Raw genomic sequence first — 19,804 nt, 5'->3', positions numbered from 1 at the left:
CGAGTTGTCAGCCGGCCACGATCAAATCGTGCGCACCGGGTGCCCACGCCTTCTCGAAGACGTCGATGGGCACTTGTTCGCCGTCGCCGTCCTCGCTCCCGCTGTCGGAGAGGTAGACGATTCCCGCCTCCGGGTCGACACCGCTGACGACGACGGAGTGGTCGTCCTCGGTGTGGCTGCCCTCCTCCGCCCAGATCGTCTCGGAGTTGACGCCCGCGATCAGTCGACGTCCGCTGTCGAGGTAGGTGATGAGCGCGGGCATGCCGGTGGCCAAGCCGGTCTGGGCAGCCAGATCATCGTCGGTGGCGGTGGCGTTGACTCCATAGTGCTTCAAAAGGAGTACCTGGTCGTCGGAGTCGGTTCCGTTGTCGGAGTTCGGATCGTTCGGATTGGGCGGTGTGTAGATCGGCCGGTCGCTGCCGGGGCTCTTGAGGCTCGAGGCCACCGCCACGATCTCCTGCTCCGTGGGTGCCTTTCCGGTGGTCAGGCCGACGACCGTGGCAACCGCCATCAGGCCGCAGTCCTGGAAGTTCTGCTGGCTCCAGTAGTTGCTCGCCGCGTCGGGATCACCGTGCATCTCCGTCGGCAGCATCGGGCTCTCCGCGACACCGTGTGACCCCACAGAGGCGAGTGCGACCTCGGGCGCGACGTCCACGGCGCCGACGCCCCAGACGCCCAGCGCCACGGCGGCCACCAGCGACGTGAAACCGATGGGAGTGCTTGTCATCTGCCCGCTCCTGTCGTTCCCCGGACCCAGAATCACAGCGGACAGCCAGTCGGCTCCCAGCTTTTGCGCGGGCAGCTTATCGTCCGGGGATCGCGGGCGTCAGCGCATCGGGCGATGTTCGGCAGGGAGCGGCGACGCCAGGTGACGCGGCGGCGCCATCCCCGGCTTCCGGCCACGCCAGTCCAGCATGGGTCACCCGAGAGCTGCTGGATTGTCGGCTCTCACCGGGGTGATGAGACAATGGCATCTGAACTGATTTCCCGGTGGGGGAGCCGTCCCGGCAACGGTTCGCAAGTCACAGCCCGCGAACTGCGGATTCAATTGATTTGGCGGGCCCCACTAGACTGGATCAGTAGTAATTCGGAGGAGATAGCAGTGGAAACCGCACCGAACGGCTCGCATCGCAACGGCTCGGGGCAGACCGGAACAGCCCGGGTGAAGCGCGGCATGGCCGAGATGCTCAAGGGCGGCGTGATCATGGACGTGGTCACGCCCGAGCAGGCCAAGATCGCCGAGGGCGCCGGTGCGGTGGCGGTCATGGCGCTCGAGCGAGTGCCCGCCGACATCCGGGCTCAGGGTGGCGTCGCGCGCATGAGCGATCCCGACCTCATCGAAGGGATCATCTCGGCGGTCACCATCCCGGTGATGGCCAAGGTCCGCATCGGCCACTTCGTGGAGGCGCAGATCCTGCAGAGCCTCGGCGTCGACTACATCGACGAGTCCGAGGTGCTGACCCCCGCCGACTACACCCACCACATCGACAAGTGGAAGTTCACCGTTCCGTTCGTGTGTGGTGCGACCAATCTCGGCGAGGCGCTGCGGCGCATCACCGAGGGCGCGGCGATGATCCGCTCGAAGGGCGAGGCCGGCACGGGCGACGTGTCCAACGCGACCACCCACATGCGGCAGATCGGCGGTGAGATCCGTCGGCTGACCTCGCTGTCGGAGGACGAGCTGTATGTCGCGGCCAAGGAACTGCAGGCTCCTTACGACCTCGTGGTCGAGGTGGCTCGCGCCGGGAAGCTGCCGGTGACGCTGTTCACCGCAGGCGGCATCGCCACGCCGGCGGATGCGGCGATGATGATGCAGCTGGGCGCCGAGGGCGTGTTCGTCGGCTCGGGGATCTTCAAGTCCGGCGACCCGGCAGCGCGTGCCGCGGCCATCGTCAAGGCCACCACGTTCTACGACGACCCCGACGTGTTGGCGAAGGTGTCGCGCGGCCTTGGCGAGCCGATGGTCGGCATCAACGTGGAGAGCGTCGCTGCGCCACACCGGCTCGCCGAACGCGGCTGGTAACGGGCCGAATGGCGATCGAACAGATCCTCGATCTCGAACAACTCGAGGTCAACATCTATCGGGGAAGCGTGTTCAGCCCCGAATCCGGTTTCCTGCAGCGCACTTTCGGTGGACACGTGGCGGGGCAGTCGCTGGTGTCGGCGGTGCGCACGGTCGACCCGCAGTTTCAGGTGCATTCCCTGCACGGCTACTTCCTTCGTCCCGGGGATGCCAAGACGCCGACGGTCTACATCGTCGAGCGGTTGCGCGACGGTGGCTCGTTCATCACCCGTCGGGTCAACGCGATCCAGCACGGCGAGACCATCTTCTCGATGTCGGCCTCCTTCCAGACCGACCAGAGCGGAATCGAGCACCAGGACGCGATGCCGGTGGCGCCCCCGCCCGAGGACTGTCCGGGACTGACCGAGATCAAGGCGTTCGACGACGCGGGCTTCAACCAGTTCGCCGAGTGGGACGTTCGCATCGTGCCGCAGGAGAAGCTGACCCGGTTGCCCGGCAAGGCTTCTCAGCAGCAGGTGTGGTTCCGTCATCGCGATCCGCTGCCTGACGACTATGTGCTGCACATTTGTGCGCTGGCCTACATGAGCGATCTGACGCTGCTGGGTTCGGCGCAGGTCCACCACTCCGGGGAGCGCGCGCATCTGCAGGTGGCCTCGCTCGATCACGCGATGTGGTTCATGCGGTCGTTCCGCGCCGACGAGTGGCTGCTCTACGACCAGTCTTCGCCGTCGGCCTCCGGTGGCCGGTCGTTGTGTCAGGGCAAGATCTTCAACCAGTACGGCGAGATGGTGGCGGCGGTCATGCAGGAGGGGCTGACCCGCTTCAAACGCGACTACACACCGTGAGCACCGCGCACGTCGGTGTCCTTGCGCTACAAGGCGACACCCGCGAACACCTGGCGGCGCTGCGCGAGGCCGGGGCGGCGGCCTCCACCGTGCGGCGGGTGCGCGAACTTGAAGTTGTCGACGCGCTGGTGATCCCGGGCGGGGAGTCCACCGCGATGAGCCATCTGCTGCGCGAACTCGATCTGCTCGAACCGCTGCGGTCGCGACTGGCCGACGGTATGCCGGCCTACGGCTCGTGCGCGGGGATGATCCTGCTGGCCTCGGAGATCCTGGATGCCGGATCGACGGGCCGGGAGGCCACCCCGCTGAAGGGCATCGATATGACGGTGCGGCGCAATGCATTCGGCCGCCAAGTCGACTCGTTCGAAGACGACATCGCCTTCGGTGGCGTCGACGGGCCGGTGCACGCCGTGTTCATCCGCGCGCCGTGGGTCGAACGTGTCGGCCCGGAGGTCGAGGTGCTCGCCGAGGCCGCCGGTCACATCGTCGCGGTGCGACACGGCAAGCGGCTCGCGACGGCCTTCCACCCGGAGATGACCGGCGACCGTCGGATCCACAAACTGTTCGTCGACATGCTCTAGTTCCCGAGCGATTTGTGAGTGATTCCGATCGCTAGGCGAACGTTTTCACTCACAAATCGCCGGGAAAGCTAGCGGATTTCGAGGCCGGTGACCGCGCGGCCGATCACCAGGCGCTGAATCTCGCTGGTGCCCTCGAAGATCGTGAAGATCTTGGCGTCGCGGTGCATCCGCTCGACGGGGTACTCGCGGGTGTAGCCGTTGCCGCCGAGGATCTGGATCGCCTCATCGGTGACGTACACGGCGGTCTCGCTGGCCACCAGCTTGGCCATCGAACCCTCGGCGTTCTCGAATGCCTTGCCGTTGCGCGCCATCCAGCCGGCCCGCCAGACCAGCATCCGGGCGGCGTCGATGCGGGCCTTCATATCGGCCAACTTGAATGCGATGGCCTGGAACTCGCCGATCTTGCGGCCGAACTGCTCGCGCTGCAGCGCGTACTCGAGCGCGTACTCATAGGCCGCACGCGCCACGCCGACGGCCATGGCGCCGACGGTGGGTCGCGTGCGCTCGAACGTCGCCAACGCGGCCTGGCTCTTGGATCTCTTGCCCTCGCGCACCCGCGCGATGCGCTCCTCGAACTTCTCGCGGCCACCAACGATCAGGTTGCCGGGGATGCGGACGTCCTCGAGCACCACCTCGGCGGTGTGTGAGGCGCGAATGCCGTGCTTGAGGAACTTCTGTCCCTGCCGGAAGCCGGGGGTGTTCGGCGGGATGATGAACGTGGCCTGCCCGCGGGTGCCCAGTTCCGGATACACCGACGCGACCACGATGTGCACCTCGGCGATACCGCCGTTGGTGGCCCAGGTCTTGGTGCCGTTGAGCACCCACTCATCGGTGGCCTCGTCGTAGCGGGCGCGGGTGAGGATGGCGCCGACGTCGGACCCCGCGCCGGGTTCCGACGAGCAGAACGACGCGACCTTCGGTTCGTTGACGCTGCCGAACATCTGCGGCAGCCATTCGGCCATCTGCTCGGGGGTGCCGTTGGCGGCCAACGACGCCGCTGCCAGGCCGGTGCCCAGGATGGACAGCGCGATACCCGCGTCGCCCCAGAACATCTCCTCGAACGCGACGAGCATGCCCAGACCCGACGGTTCGCCCGCCTGCTCGGCGAAGAACTCCATCGAGTACAAGCCGACCTTCGCGGCCTCCTGAATGATCGGCCACGGCGTCTCTTCGCGTTCGTCCCACTCCGCGGCGGCGGGGCGGACGACGTCTGCGGCGAATTCGTGCACCCAGTCGCGGACGTGGATGAGATCCGGCGAAAGCTCGAGCGAGAAGGACATGCCGCTATCTTACTGCGGAGTAAGATAGCGGCGAAGTAGTGTGGCACACCTAACAGCGCCGGCAGGACGGGGACGCCGCGATGACGATGGTCGAAGTCGAGCCGCAACCACGCATCGACACCCTGGTCACGACCCCGGGCGGCGGCGAGGCGCGGCGCACCGAGTACACCGGAACCGCCTGGTTCGACGGCAAACCGCAAGTGTCCGGTCTGGCGTTGCGCAGAGCGCCGAACGCGCCCAAAGGCATCCGCACGCCGAACTTCTCGGCGTCGTTCTTCCTTCCCGACAGCCTCCCGTACGACCGGGCCTCGCTGGCCGGCGCGACGCTGTCCGTGTCGGTTGTCCTGCAGGCCTCCGGTGAGACCGGCGCGATCGTCGATGCCGCCGCGACGTTCACCGATGACCCGTCGGGCGCGCCGACCTGGCTGCAGTTGCACGTGCACGGTCACATCGGCTGGCCGGCCGCCGTCGGCTACCGCGTCATCGCGCTGACGTCGCCCGACGCGGTTCGGTAGGACGCAAACGTCCACGTAGACTCGTCGGGCGGACTCAACGCACGAAAACTTGGCGCCCGAAAGCGCACGGAGAGGTACTACCTGCATGAGCGGCCATTCCAAGTGGGCCACCACCAAGCACAAGAAAGCCGTCATCGACGCCCGCCGGGGCAAGATGTTCGCCAAATTGATCAAAAACGTCGAGGTCGCGGCGCGCGTGGGCGGCGGCGACCCGGCGGGCAACCCCACGCTGTACGACGCGATCCAGAAGGCCAAGAAGTCGTCGGTGCCCAACGACAACATCGAACGCGCCCGCAAGCGCGGCAGCGGTGAGGAAGCCGGCGGCGCCGAGTACCAGAACATCACCTACGAGGGGTACGGGCCCAACGGCGTTGCGGTCCTGATCGAATGCCTGACCGACAACCGCAACCGGGCGGCAGGCGAGGTGCGCGTGGCGATGACGCGCAACGGTGGCAGCATGGCCGATCCGGGTTCGGTGGCCTATCTCTTCTCGCGCAAAGGTGTCATCACCCTCGACAAGAACGACCTCACCGAGGACGACGTGTTGATGGCGGTGCTCGACGCCGGAGCCGAAGACGTCAACGATCTCGGTGATTCATTCGAGATCATCTGCGAGCCAACTGATCTCGTTGCGGTGCGCACAGCGCTGCAGGATGCGGGCATCGACTACGAGTCGGCCGAAGCCGGATTCGTGCCCTCGGTGAGCGTGCCGCTGGACGCCGACGGCGCTCGCAAGATCATGAAGTTGGTCGACGCGCTCGAAGACCTCGACGACGTCCAGGACGTCTACACCAACATCGACGTCCCCGACGAGGTCGCCGCCGAGCTCGACGCCGAGGACTGAAGACTAGACCGTCAGGGCCACCCGGTAGTGGCGGTGGGCGAACAGCCAGGTCCCGTCGACGCGCACCAGTTGGTCGACGTACTCGCCGACCAACTGGCGTACCGGTTGGTCGCGCAGCTTCAGGAACTCCAGGCAGTACGACCGTGCCTCGGCCCGATCACCACGCACCGCCAGCGACGCCATCTGAGTGAAGAACGCCATCTGCTCGATGGCTCCGAAGATGCCGTCCCAATGGTCGCGCAGTTCGCTCCTGCCATGGCACTCGCCGCCTGAACCCGTTCGGCGGCCGTCCTCGGTCCAGCAGGCCAGATACGTGTCACGGTCCTTGCGGGTGACTGCGTCGCTGTAGATTTCGAGTCGCTCTCGAATGAGTTGCCTGTCTTCGGCCGGCCCGCTGAACGTCATTCGCTCATTATCGGGATGACCACTTCAACGAGCGGAGGACGCGGGGATGGCCAGGGTGACGGTGACCGACCCGGAGGGCGAGACAGTGACGGTGCGGCGCTGGTGGTGGCGCACCCTGCCGTGGCAGACCGGATTCGACACCTTGGACACGTTCTTCTTTCTGCTCATGTTGCCGTTCCTGGTGATGTGGCCGGTCTGGCTGGCGTTGAAGTGGCTCGGCGTGTCGTGGAAGATCGTCATCGAACGTGACGGCTTGCGGGTCGGCCGCGAACGCGTGCGCGGGTGGCGCCGGTCCGGCGAGCGTATTCACGAGATCGCTGCCTCCGTGCAGGCGGGCACATACCCGCTCGATCCCGTCGACCCGGTCGAGGAGCCCGCGGCGTCCTGACGGCGCCTCAGCCCCTGCCGTTTGTCCGCACCAGCTCGTCGTCGTCGCAGTCGATGGTGTGGTCGAACGCCTTGGCACGCTCCTCGGCTTCGGGGCTGCCGGAGAACATCCCCGCCGCAACGCGCTTGGTCTCGCCGGCGACCTCACCACCGGTCTGCGGTTCCGGAGCCGCTTCCGCGGGCTGGATGCGATGGATCGGGACCACGCCGCCGGTGCGTTGCACCCAGTCGACGAGCCCTTCGCGCACCGCGCACTGCAGGTCGTAGAGCGCACCCGCGTTGTGTGCGCTGACCACGACTCGCACCCGCACCACACCGCCGACCGCGTCGGTCACCTGCAGGACGCCGCGCCGGCCGTCCCACAGGTCGCTTTCGGCCAGCAGCCGGTCCAACTCGGCACGCATGTCGTTGAACGGGACGTTGAAGTCGACGTCGAATTCGACGGTGCCCATGATCTCGGTGGCGCTGCGGGTCCAGTTCTCGAACGGCTCGGTGGTGAAATAGGTGGAGGGCAGCACGAGCCGGCGCTCGTCCCAGATGCGCACGACGACGTACGTCAGCGTGATCTCCTCGATGCGACCCCACCACTGACCGTTCTCGAGCTGGACGATGTCGCCGACGCGAATCGCCCCGGAGAACGCGATCTGCATCCCGGCGAAGACCGCGCCCAGTGACGTCTGCGCGGCCAGACCGGCCACCACCGACAACACACCGGCGGAGGCGAACACCGTGGTGCCGATGTCGGAGAACGACGGGAACGTCATCAGGATCGCCGCACCGCCGAGGATGACGACGATTGCGATCGCGAGCCTGCGCAGCACGGTCACCTGCGTCCGGACCCGGCGCCACAACCGGTCGGCGTCCGAGATTTCCTCACCGCCGCCGCCGTAGCGGGCGATCATGCGCCGCTCGGCCACGCGGACAAAGCCCGTGACCAGCCAGGTGATCGACGCGATCAGCAGGATCAGCAGCCAGTGGTCCACCCAGCCGCGCCACGAGTCGGCAGTGTCGGAGGTCCGTCGCACCGCGACCGTGGCCGCGATCACCATCAACAGCATGCGCACCGGCTTGCGGGTGAGCACCTCGATGTCCTTGATCAGCGCGCTGCGACGGCTGATGCGCGCCATCAGCCAGGTCAGCAGCACCCCGAACACGTACACGGCGGCGATCGCTCCAGCCGCCCAGGCCAGGGTGACGGCGATGTTGCTTGCAGTCTGCAGTTCGGTCTCGTCGGGCATGGGGATGAGGTCAACTCCACGAATCGGGGTCAGGTCCTCAATCGACGGTAGCCGTGTTGCCGCGCACGGAAACATCGGCTTCGGGGCGTCGAACGCGGATTCAGCCCTCCCACAAGCACAATTGGCGGGTGGCAGTGGTACGCGACACAGTCGGCACCGAGTGGCAGATCAGCAGGCGGTGGTGGCCGTTTCCCGGCGACGCGCTCGACCTGACGTTCGGATGGCTGGAGATCCTCGTCGGCGCGCTGTTTCTGGTGCTGTGGCCGTTCTGGTTGCTCGCCAAATTCTGCGGCGTGCGCTGGGTGATCACCATCGAGCGCGACGGGCACCAGGTGGGCCGCGAACTGGTGCGCGGCTGGAACAGGTCGAAGGGCCGCATGAGCGAGATCGCGCTGGAGATCACCGCGGGCGGACGCGGCGGTCAGTTCGTCATCTGAGCGGGCGTGTCCCTGTCGGGTCTCGCGCCTCCGGGCGGCTAAGCTCTCGAACAAGTGTTCACAGAAGGGCCGGACGTGCGGGTGATGGGAGTCGACCCCGGGTTGACGCGCTGCGGCCTGTCCGTCATCGAGGGCGGCACAGGCCGGCAGGTCACCGCGCTCGACGTCGACGTGGTCCGCACCCCGTCGGGCGATCCGCTGCACCGGCGCCTGTTGGCCATCAGCGAGGCCGTGGAGTACTGGATGGACACCCACAAACCCGACGTGATCGCCATCGAGCGGGTGTTCTCCCAACAGAACGTCTCCACCGTCATGGGCACCGCACAGGCCGGCGGAGTGATCGCGCTCGCGGCCGCCCGCCGCGACATCGACGTGCACTTCCACACGCCCAGCGAGGTCAAGGCCGCGGTCACCGGCAACGGCAACGCCGACAAGGCGCAGGTGACCGCGATGGTCACCAGAATCCTTGCGCTGCAGGCCAAACCGACTCCGGCCGACGCCGCCGACGCGCTGGCCCTGGCGATCTGCCACTGTTGGCGGGCGCCGATGATCGCCAGGATGGCGGCGGCCGAAGCGCTGGCCGCCGAACAACAACGCAAGTACAAGGCCACGCTCAAGGCGAAAGCGAAGGCGGCACGATGATCGCGTCCGTTCGCGGTGAGGTTCTCGACATCGCACTCGACCACGTCGTGATCGAGGCCGGCGGGGTCGGCTACAAGGTGATGGCCACCCCGTCGACGTTGGCCACCCTGCGCCGCGGCACCGAGGCACGGCTGATCACCGCGATGATCGTGCGCGAAGACTCCCAGACGCTCTACGGCTTCGCCGACGGCGACGCCCGCGACCTCTTCCTGACCCTGCTCGGGGTGTCGGGAATCGGCCCCAGCATCGCGCTCGGCGCGCTGGCGATGTACGACGGGCCGACCTTGCGCCAGGCCATCGGCGATGCCGACATCACGGCACTGACGCGGATTCCCAAGGTGGGTAAGAAGACCGCCGAGTTGATGGCCTTGAGCCTGCGCGACAAGGTGGGCGCCGTCTCGCCGTCCGGCGCGGCGACCGCGACCGGCCATGCGGTGCGCGGCCCGGTGGTGGAGGCGCTCGTCGGGCTCGGGTTCGCGGCCAAACAGGCTGAAGAGGCCACCGACAAGGTGTTGGCCAACGACCCCGAAGCGAATCAGTCGACCGCGCTGCGGGCGGCGCTCTCGATGCTGGGCAACAAATGAGCAGATTCACCGACGACGACGCCGGCGACGCCGACGAACGCGAGGTCTCCCCGGCGCTGACGGTCGGCGAGGGTGACATCGACGCGAGCCTGCGCCCGCGGTCGCTGCACGAGTTCATCGGGCAACCGCGCGTCCGCGAGCAGCTGCAGCTGGTCATCGAGGGCGCCAAGAACCGTGGCGGCACACCGGATCACATCCTGCTGTCGGGTCCACCCGGGTTGGGCAAGACGTCGCTGGCGATGATCATCGCCGCCGAACTGGGCTCGTCGCTGCGGGTCACCTCCGGACCGGCGCTCGAGCGGGCAGGCGATCTGGCCGCGATGTTGTCCAACCTGGTCGAGCACGACGTCCTGTTCATCGACGAGATTCACCGCATCGCGCGGCCCGCCGAGGAGATGTTGTACCTGGCGATGGAGGACTTCCGCGTCGACGTCGTGGTCGGAAAGGGTCCCGGTGCGACGTCGATTCCGCTCGATGTCGCTCCGTTCACGCTCGTGGGGGCGACCACCCGCTCGGGTGCGCTGACCGGGCCGTTGCGTGACCGGTTCGGCTTCACCGCTCACATGGACTTCTACGAGCCGGCAGAACTCGAGCGGGTGTTGGCGCGTTCGGCGGGAATTCTCGGCATCGAATTGGGCGCCGACGCGGGTGCAGAGATCGCACGCCGGTCGCGAGGCACACCGCGCATCGCCAACCGGCTGCTGCGCCGGGTCCGCGACTACGCCGAGGTCCGCGCCGACGGGGTGATCACCCGCGATATCGCCAAGGCGGCGCTGGAGGTCTACGACGTCGACGAGCTCGGGCTTGACCGCCTCGACCGCGCCGTGTTGTCCGCGCTGACACGCAGTTTCGGTGGGGGACCGGTCGGTGTCTCCACGCTGGCGGTCGCGGTCGGCGAGGAGGCGACGACCGTCGAAGAGGTGTGCGAGCCGTTCCTCGTGCGCGCCGGGATGATCGCGCGCACACCGAGGGGACGCGTGGCCACCGCGCAGGCCTGGACGCACCTGGGCCTGACCCCGCCGAGCGGAGTCACCGGTCTCGGCCAGGTGGGTCTTTTCGACTGAGGGGGAGCGCAAATGGGCAGCGGCACGATCAGGCTGGGCGGTCTGCTCGGCGTGGCCTGTGCCGGCGTGATCGTGCCGGCGTATCTGGTCGGCTCGCCGGAGACGCCGAAGGACGCCGGCGGGGTGGACGCCTACTTCGACAGTGCAGCAACGTTTCTCACGCTCAACGGCACGCTTGCGCTACTGCACCTGCTGTTCGGCCTGCTCTTCCTCGGAGTGCTCGTGTCGATGCTGCGGTCGGCGGCCGGGCCCACCGGCGCGGTCTACACCGCCGCGATCGGCGGAACGGTGTTCCTCGCGCTGACCGCGGCCGGTCTGGCCGCCGAGGTCGCCGTGCCCGCCGCCATCGTGCGGTTCGACGACCTCACCGTGACGTCGTACTCACAACCGTTCCTCGGCCTGGCGGTATGGCTGTACCACTACAGCCATATCGGTTCGGCCGCATTGATTTTCGCCACCGCATACATCGTGTGGCGTACCGGCGTGCTGCCCAAGTGGTCGGCGGTCCTCGCGGTGCTGGGGCTGCCCGCGCTGCTGCACACCTGGATCGGGCTGCCCGGCGCGTACAGCGTGGTGGCCTGGATCGCGATGACCGGTCTGGTCATGTTGGCAATACCGCCGGTGGTGCGAGTGGAAAGCGTGGTCGCGTAATGGGATTCGTCGGGTTGTTCTTCGCGGGCCTCGCTGCCCTCCTGCACATCTACATCTGGGTGATGGAGTCGCTGACGTGGACGTCGGCGCGCACCAGAGCGACCTTCGGTCTCACCGAGGAAGAAGCGCTGGCCACCAAGGAGTTGGCCTTCAACCAGGGCTTCTACAACCTGTTTCTGGCCATCGTCACGCTCGCTGGAATCGTGATCGGCGCCATCGGCTACAACTGGGTCGGCATCGCGTTGATCTTCGCCGGTGTCGGGTCGATGCTCGCGGCGGCGCTGGTGTTGTTGGTGTCGTCACCGGACAAGGCGAAGGCCGCCGTCACGCAGGGCATCTTCCCGTTGATCGCGATAGTGCTGTTGGCCGTGGCGGTCACGCTGTAGCCGCGTGCGTCGTCTCACAGCAGCCCCAACAGTTCCAGATCGGTGGCGTACTTGACGATGACCTCGCGCGTCACGTGCGGAATGTCCTTGTCCGGGCCGATCTTCGCGTTCTGCACCGCCGTACGGAACCGCTCTGTCGGGGCGATCGAACCCCGGATCGGGGTCTCGGGCCGCTGATAGTTGTGCAGCAGCGGAAGCAGCGACGCCTGCCGCTGCCGTTCGGGCAACCCGCGCATCGCGGTCTCGAATCGCTGCAGCCACGTGGCGTAGTCGCCGACGCGTTCGATCGGATGACCCGCATCGATCAACCAGTCGACGAACTCGTCGAGCCCGATGCCGTCGTCGTAGGGGTTCATGACGTGGTAGGTCTCGAAACCCGGTTCGGCATCGTGGCCGACCTGCGCTCCCAGCGTCGAGATGGCCTCGGCGATGAACTCGACGGGAAGCCCGTCGTAGTGCGCGCGTTGGCGACGACCCTCCTCGTCGACCTCATAGAACGAGAACGGCGCGATTCCGGTCGCGACGAGGCTCAGGATCAGGCGCGTGAACATGTCCGGCACATTGAGCTGGCCCGCGTAGGTGGTGTCGGCCAGGATCATGTCGCAACGAAACACGGCGACCGGCAGCCCGCACAGGTCGTGCGCTTCGCGCAGCAACACCTCACCGGCCCACTTGCTGTTGCTGTACCCGTTGGCGTAGCTGTCGTCGACCCTGCGTGTCGGGCTGATCAGCCGGATATCGCCGTCCTCGGTGAACCGACCGGGTGCGATGCCCGCGCCGACACCGATCGTGGACACATAGACGAACGGCTTGATCTTCGTCGTCACGGCGATGCGGATCAGCTCCGCGGTGCCGAGGGCGTTGGGGCCGAACAGCTGGCTGTAGGGCAACACGTGGTTGACCAGCGCAGCCGGATCGACGATCAGGTCGACGGTGTCGGCGAGCCGCTGCCAGGTCTGACGATCGAGTCCCAGATCGGGCTCGCCCTTGTCCCCGGCGATGACCTCGAGATGATCGGCGGCCAATTCCCGGTAGTGGCACAGCAATTCGGGGTCTCCCGAGTCGAAGGTCCGATCCAAGCGGTTGCGCGCCGAGGCATCGTCCTTCCCGCGGACCAGGCAGATCACCGTTCCTCCGACCATGGCCATCCGCTCGAGCCACTCCAGCGCCAAATAGCGGCCCAGAAAGCCGGTCGCACCGGTCAGCAGCACCGTGCGCACCTCGGTGCTCGGACCCGGCAGCGCGGGTGCGGCGGCCAGAGCGCGGTCGTCGACGAACTTGTTCAATGTCAAGTCACTCGCGTGGACCTCGGTGGCGTCACGGCCGTGCACCGAAGCGAATGTCGGCCTCTTGGAACCCGGTTGGCGCGCGGACTCGATGTAGGCGGCGAGCGCGGCCAGGTCAGTGGCAGGGCTGACGATGACGCCGACGGGCACCTCGATGTCGTAGATCTCGTTCAGTAGGTTGCCGAAAGTCAACGCCGACAAGGAGTCACCACCGAGGTCGGTGAAGTGCGCATCGGGCTGCAGCTCGGTCGCGGTGGCGCCCAGCAGGGCACCGGCGGCCCGGCTGATCGTCTCGATGACGGGACGCTCGGCGCCGTGCTGACGCAGGGCCTGCAGCTCGGCGGCCTGGCTGTCGGCGAGCTCGGTGTAGAGCGCCTCCAGCCGAATGCCGTAGCGCTCCTTGAGTGCCGGGCGCGCGAGCTTGCGAATACCGGTGAGCAGACCGTTCTCGAGCGTGAACGGCGTCGTCTCCACGATGAAGTCGCGGGGGATCTCATACGACTGGAGCCCCGCGGTCCTGGCCACGTCCTGCAGCGACTCGGCGAGCGCGGACCTCAATTCACCACCGTCGTAGCGGGCCAGCGCATTCTCGGTCGGCACGATCACCGCCAGCAGGTAGGAACGAGCGCTGTTGCCGTAGATGAAGATCTGGCGAATCAGCGGGCTGGTGCCGAACGCAGCTTCGAGTTTGGCGACCGTGACGAACTCACCCTGCGACAGCTTGAGCACGTTGTTGCGTCGGTCGAGGTAGACCAACTGGTCCGGACCGACCTCGGCCACGATGTCGCCGGTTTTGTAGTAGCCGTCCGCGTCGAACACCGATGCGGTGATCTCTGGGCGCTTGTAGTAACCGGGGAACATCGTCTCCGACTTGACCAGCAGTTCGCCTCGCGGATAAGGGCGGTCGGTGCGGTAGTAGCCGAGATCGGGGACGTCGACCAGCCGGTAGTCGATGACCGGCGGGCGGTTGACATGCCCGTCGGCGAAGACGGAACCGGCTTCAGTGGATCCGTAACCGTCGGTCAGGTGGAGGTCGAGAAGTGTTTCGACGAACTCCTTCATCTCCGGCGAGATGGGGGCCGATCCCGTCATCGCGGAGATGAAGCGCCCGCCCAGCACGCGCTGTCGGAAATCGGCCGACACATCGGTTTCGGCGACCCAGCGATCGACACCGTCGGCGGTGCGGCGGTCGACATCGCTTTGATACCGCTGAAACATCATGTCCCAGATCCGCGGGACGAAGCTCAATTGGGTGGGGCGTACGAGCGATAGGTCTTCAAGCAGTGTCGACAGGTCGCTTTTGGCAACGAAATACCCGGTACCGCCGGCGCCGAGGGTGGCGTAGAGGACGCCGCGGCCCATCACGTGGCTCATCGGCATGAAGTTCAGGGTGATCGACGGAAGCGCCGGTCCGCCACCCCATGTGGCCATGCTCGCGCGACGCCAGAAGTTCGCCACCATCTCGCGTTGGTACATCGCGCCTTTGGGTGCGCCCGTGCTGCCCGACGTGTAGATCAGCAGCGCGAGTTCGTCCTGGGCCACGTCGGCGGGCCGAGGAACGGGCAGTGCACGGCCGCGACTCAGGACGTCGGTCAACGTCTCGATGTGCACACCGGTTCCGTCGAGACGAGCCGTGGCGGCATCGATCGCCGCGCGGTGGTCGTCATCCTGGTGGTGGTAGTCGAACACGAGCAGGCGTTGGGGGACAGGGCCGTTGGTGATCAATTCAACCGCGTCGTCGAGGAAGTCGACACTCGAGGCCACGGCGACAGGTTCGGTTTCGGCGACGATGGGCCGCAATTGCGCCACGGTCGCGCTGGTCTGAAGCGGCACCGAGACCGCTCCCAGGTGGATGAGCGCCAAGTCGACGGTCACGTAGTCGACGCTGGTGAAGCCCACGATGGCCACGCGGTCGCCGGGTTGGACCCCAGCGTCTGTCAGTGTCGCGGCGACGGCTGCGGCACGCTTGGACAGGTCGCGGTAGGTGATGGTGTTGAAGCGCGACAGGAGCTGGGTTGAGGTGCGTCCGGTGTCCGGGTCTGTGACGAATTCGACGGCGCGCGCACCGAGCGCGGGTCGGTCGGCGTAGCCGTCGAAGACCGTCTGGATGAGTTGGGGCAGAGGCAGACCGGGTTGTTCGATCGCGTTGGTGATCCTCACCAAGGGGCGCGCAGCGGCGAACTGCGGGTCGGTCTGGAACAAATCGGAGATACGGCGCTCGAGGCGCGCCTCACGGGTATTGGTCGTCATCGAGAAATCCTTCGGACGAGCGTGGACTGCGGGGCGCGCCGTTGCGTCCACCAAAAACATCGATAGTCGATATAAAAACTATTCCCGCCCTGGCTGGGAGCCTGCTGTGAGCGGCAGCAGCGCTTTTCCGCTGACGCCGGTTACGGATGCGTCAGCGCGGGTAACCACGCCTCACGACCAAGGAGGCATCATGACCGATACGCGAGTACACCCCCGAGGTGGGCGTATGCGAATGCCGCGCAGTCGCGGCGCCACGAGTGGATTCCTGTTGATCCTGTTGGGTGCGTGGGGCGCACTGGCCCCCTTCATCGGGCCCCTGTTCAACTTCGCGTACAGCCCCGACCAGGCGTGGACGTGGACGACCGGCCGGGGCTGGCTGGAGGTGCTGCCCGGCGTGGTGACGCTGCTGGGCGGCCTGCTCCTGCTGATGTCGCGTAACCGTGCGACAGCATCGCTCGGCGGATGGCTCGCTGTGGCTGGTGGCGTCTGGTTCATCATCGGTCGCGCTCTGGCGGGCCCGTTGGGTATGGGTGACGCGGGCGTGCCCGTCGCCGCCACCGAAGCCAAGCGCATCGCGCTGGAGTTGACGTACTTCTACGGTCTGGGCGCGCTGATCGTGTTCCTGGGCGCGGCGGCGCTCGGCCGCATCTCGGTGCGAAGTGTCCGCGACGTCGAATGGGCAGATCGTCCGCTGGCCGCGGACACCGCGAACACCGTTGCCCACGAACCCGCACCGGCCACCCACGCGCCGGTTGCTGCGGCCGAACCCGCTCCGGCCCCCGGCCACACTCCACACACCGCCGGGCAGCCGGCGATGGCCGAGCAGCGAACCGAGGTCATCGGGCCCACGGCAGAGGCCGCAAAACCGCGTCGCCGCGGCTTGCTCGACAGGTTCCGCTCGCGCGGCCATCGTGGCGGTCGGCTCGCACACCGGTAACCATCAGCACAACCACAAGGCGCCCCACACAGGTTGTGGGGCGCTTTGCGTGTCACGGGGCCGCGCGGGTGACGTGGATCCCAAATACCTGCTCATGCGACGAGTTTCACCGCGTCACTGTGACTCGGATGACTGCCGTGCATCAGGAGTTGAAGCTAGCCTGGCTAGGTAATCCACTCGACGTGCGCCTTTCGGTTGAACTCGGTCAACGGCGTTCGATGTCGACGTCAAACTTGTCAGGAGGCCCAACCATGTCCGATAGGCCTGGTATCACTGATTCCGTTGTTGCGCGGCAGAATTCGGCAACCGCGGTGTGTGAGGCGTTCGGCTTCCCCCAGGAGGACTGGCCGCTGTTCGCCCGCCTGGCCGGCGGCCCGACGACGCCTCACGACGAAGAAGCGCTGTACCAATACATCGACGTCAAGATCGCCGAGCGCTGCTGGAAGCCGACCGACGACTTGTTGTCCAACCTGATCGACGTCGAGGTCGACGGCACCGAACTGACCGTCGACGACATCTACCGCTTCGTCTCCACGCTGATCGACGTCAGGGTCTTCTGACCCATCAGCGATTTGTGGAGCCGCACCGGCGGTCAGCGCCGCTGACGCTCCACAAATTGCGACGGGACGTCAGCCCGTGTAGGCCATGACGTGCTTGATGCGGGTGTACTCCTCGAAGCCGTACATCGACAGGTCCTTACCGTGGCCCGACGACTTGAACCCGCCGTGCGGCATCTCTGCCACCAACGGAATATGCGTGTTGATCCACACACAGCCGAAATCGAGGGCCGCCGAAACCCGTAGTGCGCGTGACACATCGCGCGTCCACACCGATGACGCTAACCCGTATTCGGTGCCGTTGGCCCACGCGATCGCCTCGTCCTCATCGGAGAACTCCTGCACGGTGATGACCGGCCCGAAGATCTCCTGCTGAACCAGCCTGTCGTTCTGCCGCAGGCCGCCGATCACCGTCGGTTCAACGTAGAAACCCTTGGCGCCCTGGCGTCCTCCGCCGACCGCGACCGAGGCATGTGACGGCACGTCTCCCAGAAACCCGAGCACCCGCTCCAATTGAGCGGCGTTGTTCACCGGCGGCACCCACGCGTCCTCGTCGTCGGCGGGCCTGCCGTACGTCGTGTGCGCACTGCGCGCCTGCTCGGCCAGCGCCTCGGTCAGGTCCGAGGCCACCCGGGCCGTCGCAAGCACGCGCGTGGCCGCTGTGCAGTCCTGTCCGGCGTTGAAATAGCCCGCCGTCGCGATGCCTTCGGCCGCCGATGCGATGTCGCTGTCGTCGAACACGATCACGGGCGCCTTGCCGCCCAACTCCAGGTGCGTGCGCTTGAGGTGTCCGCCCGCGCTGACCGCCACCGCGCGGCCCGCGGCGACCGAACCGGTGATCGACACCATCTGCGGAGTCGGGTGCGCCACGACGGCGGCGCCGGTTTCCCGGTCTCCGCAAACGACATTCAGCACTCCGGGCGGAAAGTGCCTGGCGGCGATCTGGGCCAGCATCACCGTCGTCACCGGGGTCGTGTCGCTGGGCTTGATGACGACGGTGTTGCCCGCCGCGACAGCGGGCACGAACTTCCAGATCGCCATCATCATCGGGTAGTTCCAGGGGGCCACCTGCCCGATGACCCCGACCGGTTCGCGGCGGATCCACGAGGTGTGGTTCTCCATGTACTCGCCGGCCGACTTGCCCTCCAGCATTCGCGCCGCGCCTGCGAAGAAGCGGATCTGGTCCACCATCGGGGGGATCTCTTCGGCCATCGTGACGTGGTTGGGCTTACCGGTGTTGCGTCCCTCGGCTTCGACCAGCGCCTGGGCACTCGCCTCGACGTCGTCGGCGAAGTCGAGCAGCGCTTTCTGCCGCACCGACGGGGTGGTGCGCTTCCAGTCGGCGAACGCCTTCGACGCGGCCGCGTACGCATGGTCGATGTCGGCCTCGTTGGAGATCGGCGCGCTGCCGTACCGCTCACCGGTCGACGGATCGACCAGCGGCATGCTGGCGCCGCCGGCCGAGTCGACACTTTCGCCGCCGATGAAGTTCTGGACCTTGAAGTCGCTGGTCATTCGATCCTCTCTTCGGTTACCGGCGCCGAGAACATCGGCGAGCGCGACAACCCGGTCACGCCCACCGGCTTTGTTCGACGATGCTCATTGAGCACGAGCCTAACCAAGACAGCACTGATCCGGTTGGCAACCACCGGGGGATACGGTGTGTTCCGCTGTCATTAGGCGGGATTGCGACGGAATCCGTTGAACGCCGATGCCCTGGAGCGCCTCGGCTGAGTTGCGGCCCTGGCAATTCGCGGTCTCATCGCGGTGGGCTGGTCGCCGAGTGAGACCGCAATGGCACACTGGTCACTTATGGGTGCGCGCCCGGACCGGCGCTGCGCCGTGACCACATGACCTAACGAAAGACTTTGTCGCCATGGATTTGGTTGTCTTCCTTCCCCTGCTCATCGTGTTGGGCGCATTCATGTTCTTCGCGTCCCGCCGACAGAAGAAGGCCATGCAGGCCACCATCGACCTGCACAATTCGCTTCAGATCGACGACCGGGTGCACACCACCTCCGGTCTGGTCGGGACCGTCAAGGCCATCAGCGACGACGAGGTGGAACTCGAGATCGCCCCGGGTGTCGTCACCACCTGGATGAAGCTCGCGGTGCGCGACCGCATCACCGACGACGACGAGTTCGACGACGACGAGCCCGAATCGACCGCGACCGAGCTCACCGAAAGCCCGAACACCAAGACCGACGGCTGAGTCCGCGGGCGATCTTCACAGCTGAAGCCCGTAATCTCTGCGGTGCTGACGAACCGATTCCGAGGAGACCTGACAAAACGTGGCATCGTCTTCGACGCCGGTGCACCCTGCCCGCTACCTCTCGCTCTTTTTGGTGTTGCTTGTCGGCGCCTACTGCCTGGTCTTTTTGACCGGAGACAAGAAGCCCGAACCCAAACTCGGCATTGATCTGCAGGGCGGTACCCGCGTCACCCTCACCGCACGCACGCCCGACGGATCGCCGCCCACCCGCGAAGCGCTGAGCCAGGCGCAGCAGATCATCAACGACCGCGTCAACGGTCTCGGCGTGTCCGGCTCCGAGGTGATCATCGACGGCAACAACCTCGTCATCACGGTGCCGGGCAGCGAGAGCAGCGACGCCCGCAACCTCGGCCAGACGGCACGCCTGTACATCCGCCCGGTCGTGCATGTGATGCCCGCCGAGATGCCGGGCCAGCAGCCCCCGACGGAGGGGCCGGCGGGTGCACCTCCGGGGGGTCCGATTCCCGGGATGCCGGGCGGGCCGATCCCGGGTATGCCGGGCAGCCCAGCGCCCCCTGGTGAGCAGCCGCCGGCTGGTGAGCAGCCTCCTACCGAGCCCGCTGCTCCGCCGGCCCCGCAGCCGCGTCCCTATCCCCAGGACCCGCCTGCCCAGCCCGCAC

General features: G+C 66.8%; 21 protein-coding genes and 1 pseudogene. 16 read left to right on the top strand and 6 right to left on the bottom strand.

Annotated elements, in window-relative coordinates; genetic code table 11:
- Window positions 1-7: 7 nt before the first annotated feature.
- The gene (locus AU197_RS09490) at window positions 8-727 is read right to left on the bottom strand and encodes a C39 family peptidase (RefSeq protein WP_064402297.1); all 720 of its coding nucleotides are present in this window, start codon (window positions 725-727) and stop codon (window positions 8-10) included.
- 375 nt (window positions 728-1,102) lie between these two features.
- On the opposite strand from AU197_RS09490, the gene pdxS reads away from it, so the two are divergent.
- Genes pdxS through pdxT form a run of 3 tightly spaced genes read left to right on the top strand, consistent with a single transcriptional unit; the run spans window position 1,103 to window position 3,449 of the window.
- Window positions 1,103-2,023: a pyridoxal 5'-phosphate synthase lyase subunit PdxS gene (gene pdxS, locus AU197_RS09485; protein WP_064402296.1), complete on the top strand. Its 921-nt coding sequence runs from the start codon at window positions 1,103-1,105 to the stop codon at window positions 2,021-2,023.
- Window positions 2,024-2,031: 8 nt separating this feature from the next.
- Window positions 2,032-2,868 (top strand): acyl-CoA thioesterase II, encoded by an 837-nt coding sequence (gene tesB, locus AU197_RS09480; RefSeq protein ID WP_064402295.1) that lies wholly within the window; start codon window positions 2,032-2,034, stop codon window positions 2,866-2,868.
- The gene (gene pdxT, locus AU197_RS09475; protein ID WP_064402294.1) at window positions 2,865-3,449 is read left to right on the top strand and encodes a pyridoxal 5'-phosphate synthase glutaminase subunit PdxT; all 585 of its coding nucleotides are present in this window, start codon (window positions 2,865-2,867) and stop codon (window positions 3,447-3,449) included. The genes tesB and pdxT overlap by 4 nt, the downstream gene beginning before the upstream one ends.
- A gap of 68 nt (window positions 3,450-3,517) precedes the next feature.
- On the opposite strand, the gene AU197_RS09470 is transcribed toward pdxT, so the two are convergent.
- Window positions 3,518-4,729: an acyl-CoA dehydrogenase family protein gene (locus AU197_RS09470; RefSeq protein ID WP_064402293.1), complete on the bottom strand. Its 1,212-nt coding sequence runs from the start codon at window positions 4,727-4,729 to the stop codon at window positions 3,518-3,520.
- A gap of 80 nt (window positions 4,730-4,809) precedes the next feature.
- Here AU197_RS09470 and AU197_RS09465 point away from each other — a divergent pair, with 80 nt between their 5' ends.
- Window positions 4,810-5,244, top strand: coding sequence for a hypothetical protein (locus tag AU197_RS09465; protein ID WP_064402292.1), 435 nt, complete (start codon window positions 4,810-4,812; stop codon window positions 5,242-5,244).
- Between the two features lie 85 nt (window positions 5,245-5,329).
- Entirely contained in the window at window positions 5,330-6,088 is a 759-nt protein-coding gene (locus tag AU197_RS09460) for a YebC/PmpR family DNA-binding transcriptional regulator (protein WP_064402291.1), read from the top strand.
- Between the two features lie 3 nt (window positions 6,089-6,091).
- Here AU197_RS09460 and AU197_RS09455 read toward each other — a convergent pair whose 3' ends face one another.
- Entirely contained in the window at window positions 6,092-6,493 is a 402-nt protein-coding gene (locus tag AU197_RS09455) for a YybH family protein (protein WP_064402290.1), read from the bottom strand.
- A 46-nt stretch (window positions 6,494-6,539) separates the two neighbouring features.
- Here AU197_RS09455 and AU197_RS09450 point away from each other — a divergent pair, with 46 nt between their 5' ends.
- Window positions 6,540-6,881, top strand: a complete 342-nt coding sequence (locus AU197_RS09450; protein ID WP_064402289.1) for a hypothetical protein — start codon at window positions 6,540-6,542, stop codon at window positions 6,879-6,881.
- A 7-nt stretch (window positions 6,882-6,888) separates the two neighbouring features.
- On the opposite strand, the gene AU197_RS09445 is transcribed toward AU197_RS09450, so the two are convergent.
- Window positions 6,889-8,118, bottom strand: a complete 1,230-nt coding sequence (locus tag AU197_RS09445; RefSeq protein ID WP_064402288.1) for a mechanosensitive ion channel family protein — start codon at window positions 8,116-8,118, stop codon at window positions 6,889-6,891.
- A gap of 128 nt (window positions 8,119-8,246) precedes the next feature.
- On the opposite strand from AU197_RS09445, the gene AU197_RS09440 reads away from it, so the two are divergent.
- The 6 genes from AU197_RS09440 to AU197_RS09415 all read left to right on the top strand — a co-directional run bounded on the left by AU197_RS09440 (window position 8,247) and on the right by AU197_RS09415 (window position 11,882).
- Window positions 8,247-8,555, top strand: coding sequence for a hypothetical protein (locus AU197_RS09440; protein ID WP_082696585.1), 309 nt, complete (start codon window positions 8,247-8,249; stop codon window positions 8,553-8,555).
- A 75-nt stretch (window positions 8,556-8,630) separates the two neighbouring features.
- Window positions 8,631-9,197: a crossover junction endodeoxyribonuclease RuvC gene (ruvC, locus tag AU197_RS09435; RefSeq protein ID WP_064402843.1), complete on the top strand. Its 567-nt coding sequence runs from the start codon at window positions 8,631-8,633 to the stop codon at window positions 9,195-9,197.
- Entirely contained in the window at window positions 9,194-9,781 is a 588-nt protein-coding gene (gene ruvA, locus AU197_RS09430) for a Holliday junction branch migration protein RuvA (RefSeq protein ID WP_064402287.1), read from the top strand. Before ruvC ends, ruvA begins: the two co-directional genes overlap by 4 nt.
- Complete coding sequence (gene ruvB, locus AU197_RS09425) at window positions 9,778-10,845, top strand: Holliday junction branch migration DNA helicase RuvB (protein ID WP_064402286.1); 1,068 nt, start codon at window positions 9,778-9,780, stop codon at window positions 10,843-10,845. Before ruvA ends, ruvB begins: the two co-directional genes overlap by 4 nt.
- A gap of 12 nt (window positions 10,846-10,857) precedes the next feature.
- Window positions 10,858-11,496, top strand: a complete 639-nt coding sequence (locus tag AU197_RS09420; RefSeq protein ID WP_064402285.1) for a hypothetical protein — start codon at window positions 10,858-10,860, stop codon at window positions 11,494-11,496.
- Window positions 11,496-11,882 (top strand): DUF1304 domain-containing protein, encoded by a 387-nt coding sequence (locus AU197_RS09415; protein ID WP_064402284.1) that lies wholly within the window; start codon window positions 11,496-11,498, stop codon window positions 11,880-11,882. The genes AU197_RS09420 and AU197_RS09415 overlap by 1 nt, the downstream gene beginning before the upstream one ends.
- Window positions 11,883-11,896: 14 nt before the next feature.
- Here the strand turns inward: AU197_RS09415 and car are convergent, their stop codons facing one another.
- Entirely contained in the window at window positions 11,897-15,418 is a 3,522-nt protein-coding gene (gene car, locus AU197_RS09410) for a carboxylic acid reductase (protein ID WP_064402842.1), read from the bottom strand.
- 190 nt (window positions 15,419-15,608) lie between these two features.
- On the opposite strand from car, the gene AU197_RS09405 reads away from it, so the two are divergent.
- The gene (locus AU197_RS09405; protein WP_064402283.1) at window positions 15,609-16,355 is read left to right on the top strand and encodes a hypothetical protein; all 747 of its coding nucleotides are present in this window, start codon (window positions 15,609-15,611) and stop codon (window positions 16,353-16,355) included.
- A 251-nt stretch (window positions 16,356-16,606) separates the two neighbouring features.
- A complete protein-coding gene (locus AU197_RS09400; RefSeq protein ID WP_064402282.1) occupies window positions 16,607-16,915 on the top strand; it encodes a cytochrome P450 family protein in 309 nt (102 codons plus the stop codon).
- 69 nt (window positions 16,916-16,984) lie between these two features.
- On the opposite strand, the gene AU197_RS09395 is transcribed toward AU197_RS09400, so the two are convergent.
- Window positions 16,985-18,427 (bottom strand): gamma-aminobutyraldehyde dehydrogenase, encoded by a 1,443-nt coding sequence (locus tag AU197_RS09395; RefSeq protein WP_064402281.1) that lies wholly within the window; start codon window positions 18,425-18,427, stop codon window positions 16,985-16,987.
- A 361-nt stretch (window positions 18,428-18,788) separates the two neighbouring features.
- On the opposite strand from AU197_RS09395, the gene yajC reads away from it, so the two are divergent.
- Both yajC and AU197_RS09385 read left to right on the top strand, forming a co-directional pair.
- Window positions 18,789-19,124 carry a preprotein translocase subunit YajC gene (yajC, locus tag AU197_RS09390; RefSeq protein WP_064402280.1) on the top strand — a complete coding sequence of 112 codons (336 nt, stop codon included), beginning with the start codon at window positions 18,789-18,791 and terminating at the stop codon, window positions 19,122-19,124.
- Window positions 19,125-19,203: 79 nt separating this feature from the next.
- Window positions 19,204-19,804, top strand: a pseudogene (locus AU197_RS09385) (protein translocase subunit SecD); the annotation flags it as partial.

The sequence above is a fragment of the Mycobacterium sp. IS-1590 genome, from assembly GCF_001500025.1.
GTDB lineage: Bacteria > Actinomycetota > Actinomycetes > Mycobacteriales > Mycobacteriaceae > Mycobacterium.
The sequence above is the reverse complement of the archived record's forward strand: the minus strand, read 5'-3'. Positions and strand labels throughout refer to the sequence as shown.

Coding starts and splice junctions, on each gene's coding strand:
- car (WP_064402842.1), bottom strand. CDS start 15,418: ATGACGACCAATACCCGTGAGGCGCGCCTCGAGCGCCGTATCTCCGAT.
- AU197_RS09470 (WP_064402293.1), bottom strand. CDS start 4,729: ATGTCCTTCTCGCTCGAGCTTTCGCCGGATCTCATCCACGTCCGCGAC.
- AU197_RS09455 (WP_064402290.1), bottom strand. CDS start 6,493: ATGACGTTCAGCGGGCCGGCCGAAGACAGGCAACTCATTCGAGAGCGA.
- AU197_RS09420 (WP_064402285.1), top strand. CDS start 10,858: ATGGGCAGCGGCACGATCAGGCTGGGCGGTCTGCTCGGCGTGGCCTGT.
- AU197_RS09450 (WP_064402289.1), top strand. CDS start 6,540: ATGGCCAGGGTGACGGTGACCGACCCGGAGGGCGAGACAGTGACGGTG.
- ruvB (WP_064402286.1), top strand. CDS start 9,778: ATGAGCAGATTCACCGACGACGACGCCGGCGACGCCGACGAACGCGAG.
- AU197_RS09415 (WP_064402284.1), top strand. CDS start 11,496: ATGGGATTCGTCGGGTTGTTCTTCGCGGGCCTCGCTGCCCTCCTGCAC.
- AU197_RS09400 (WP_064402282.1), top strand. CDS start 16,607: ATGTCCGATAGGCCTGGTATCACTGATTCCGTTGTTGCGCGGCAGAAT.
- AU197_RS09445 (WP_064402288.1), bottom strand. CDS start 8,118: ATGCCCGACGAGACCGAACTGCAGACTGCAAGCAACATCGCCGTCACC.
- tesB (WP_064402295.1), top strand. CDS start 2,032: ATGGCGATCGAACAGATCCTCGATCTCGAACAACTCGAGGTCAACATC.
- AU197_RS09465 (WP_064402292.1), top strand. CDS start 4,810: ATGACGATGGTCGAAGTCGAGCCGCAACCACGCATCGACACCCTGGTC.
- AU197_RS09490 (WP_064402297.1), bottom strand. CDS start 727: ATGACAAGCACTCCCATCGGTTTCACGTCGCTGGTGGCCGCCGTGGCG.
- AU197_RS09460 (WP_064402291.1), top strand. CDS start 5,330: ATGAGCGGCCATTCCAAGTGGGCCACCACCAAGCACAAGAAAGCCGTC.
- AU197_RS09395 (WP_064402281.1), bottom strand. CDS start 18,427: ATGACCAGCGACTTCAAGGTCCAGAACTTCATCGGCGGCGAAAGTGTC.
- AU197_RS09405 (WP_064402283.1), top strand. CDS start 15,609: ATGACCGATACGCGAGTACACCCCCGAGGTGGGCGTATGCGAATGCCG.
- ruvA (WP_064402287.1), top strand. CDS start 9,194: ATGATCGCGTCCGTTCGCGGTGAGGTTCTCGACATCGCACTCGACCAC.
- yajC (WP_064402280.1), top strand. CDS start 18,789: ATGGATTTGGTTGTCTTCCTTCCCCTGCTCATCGTGTTGGGCGCATTC.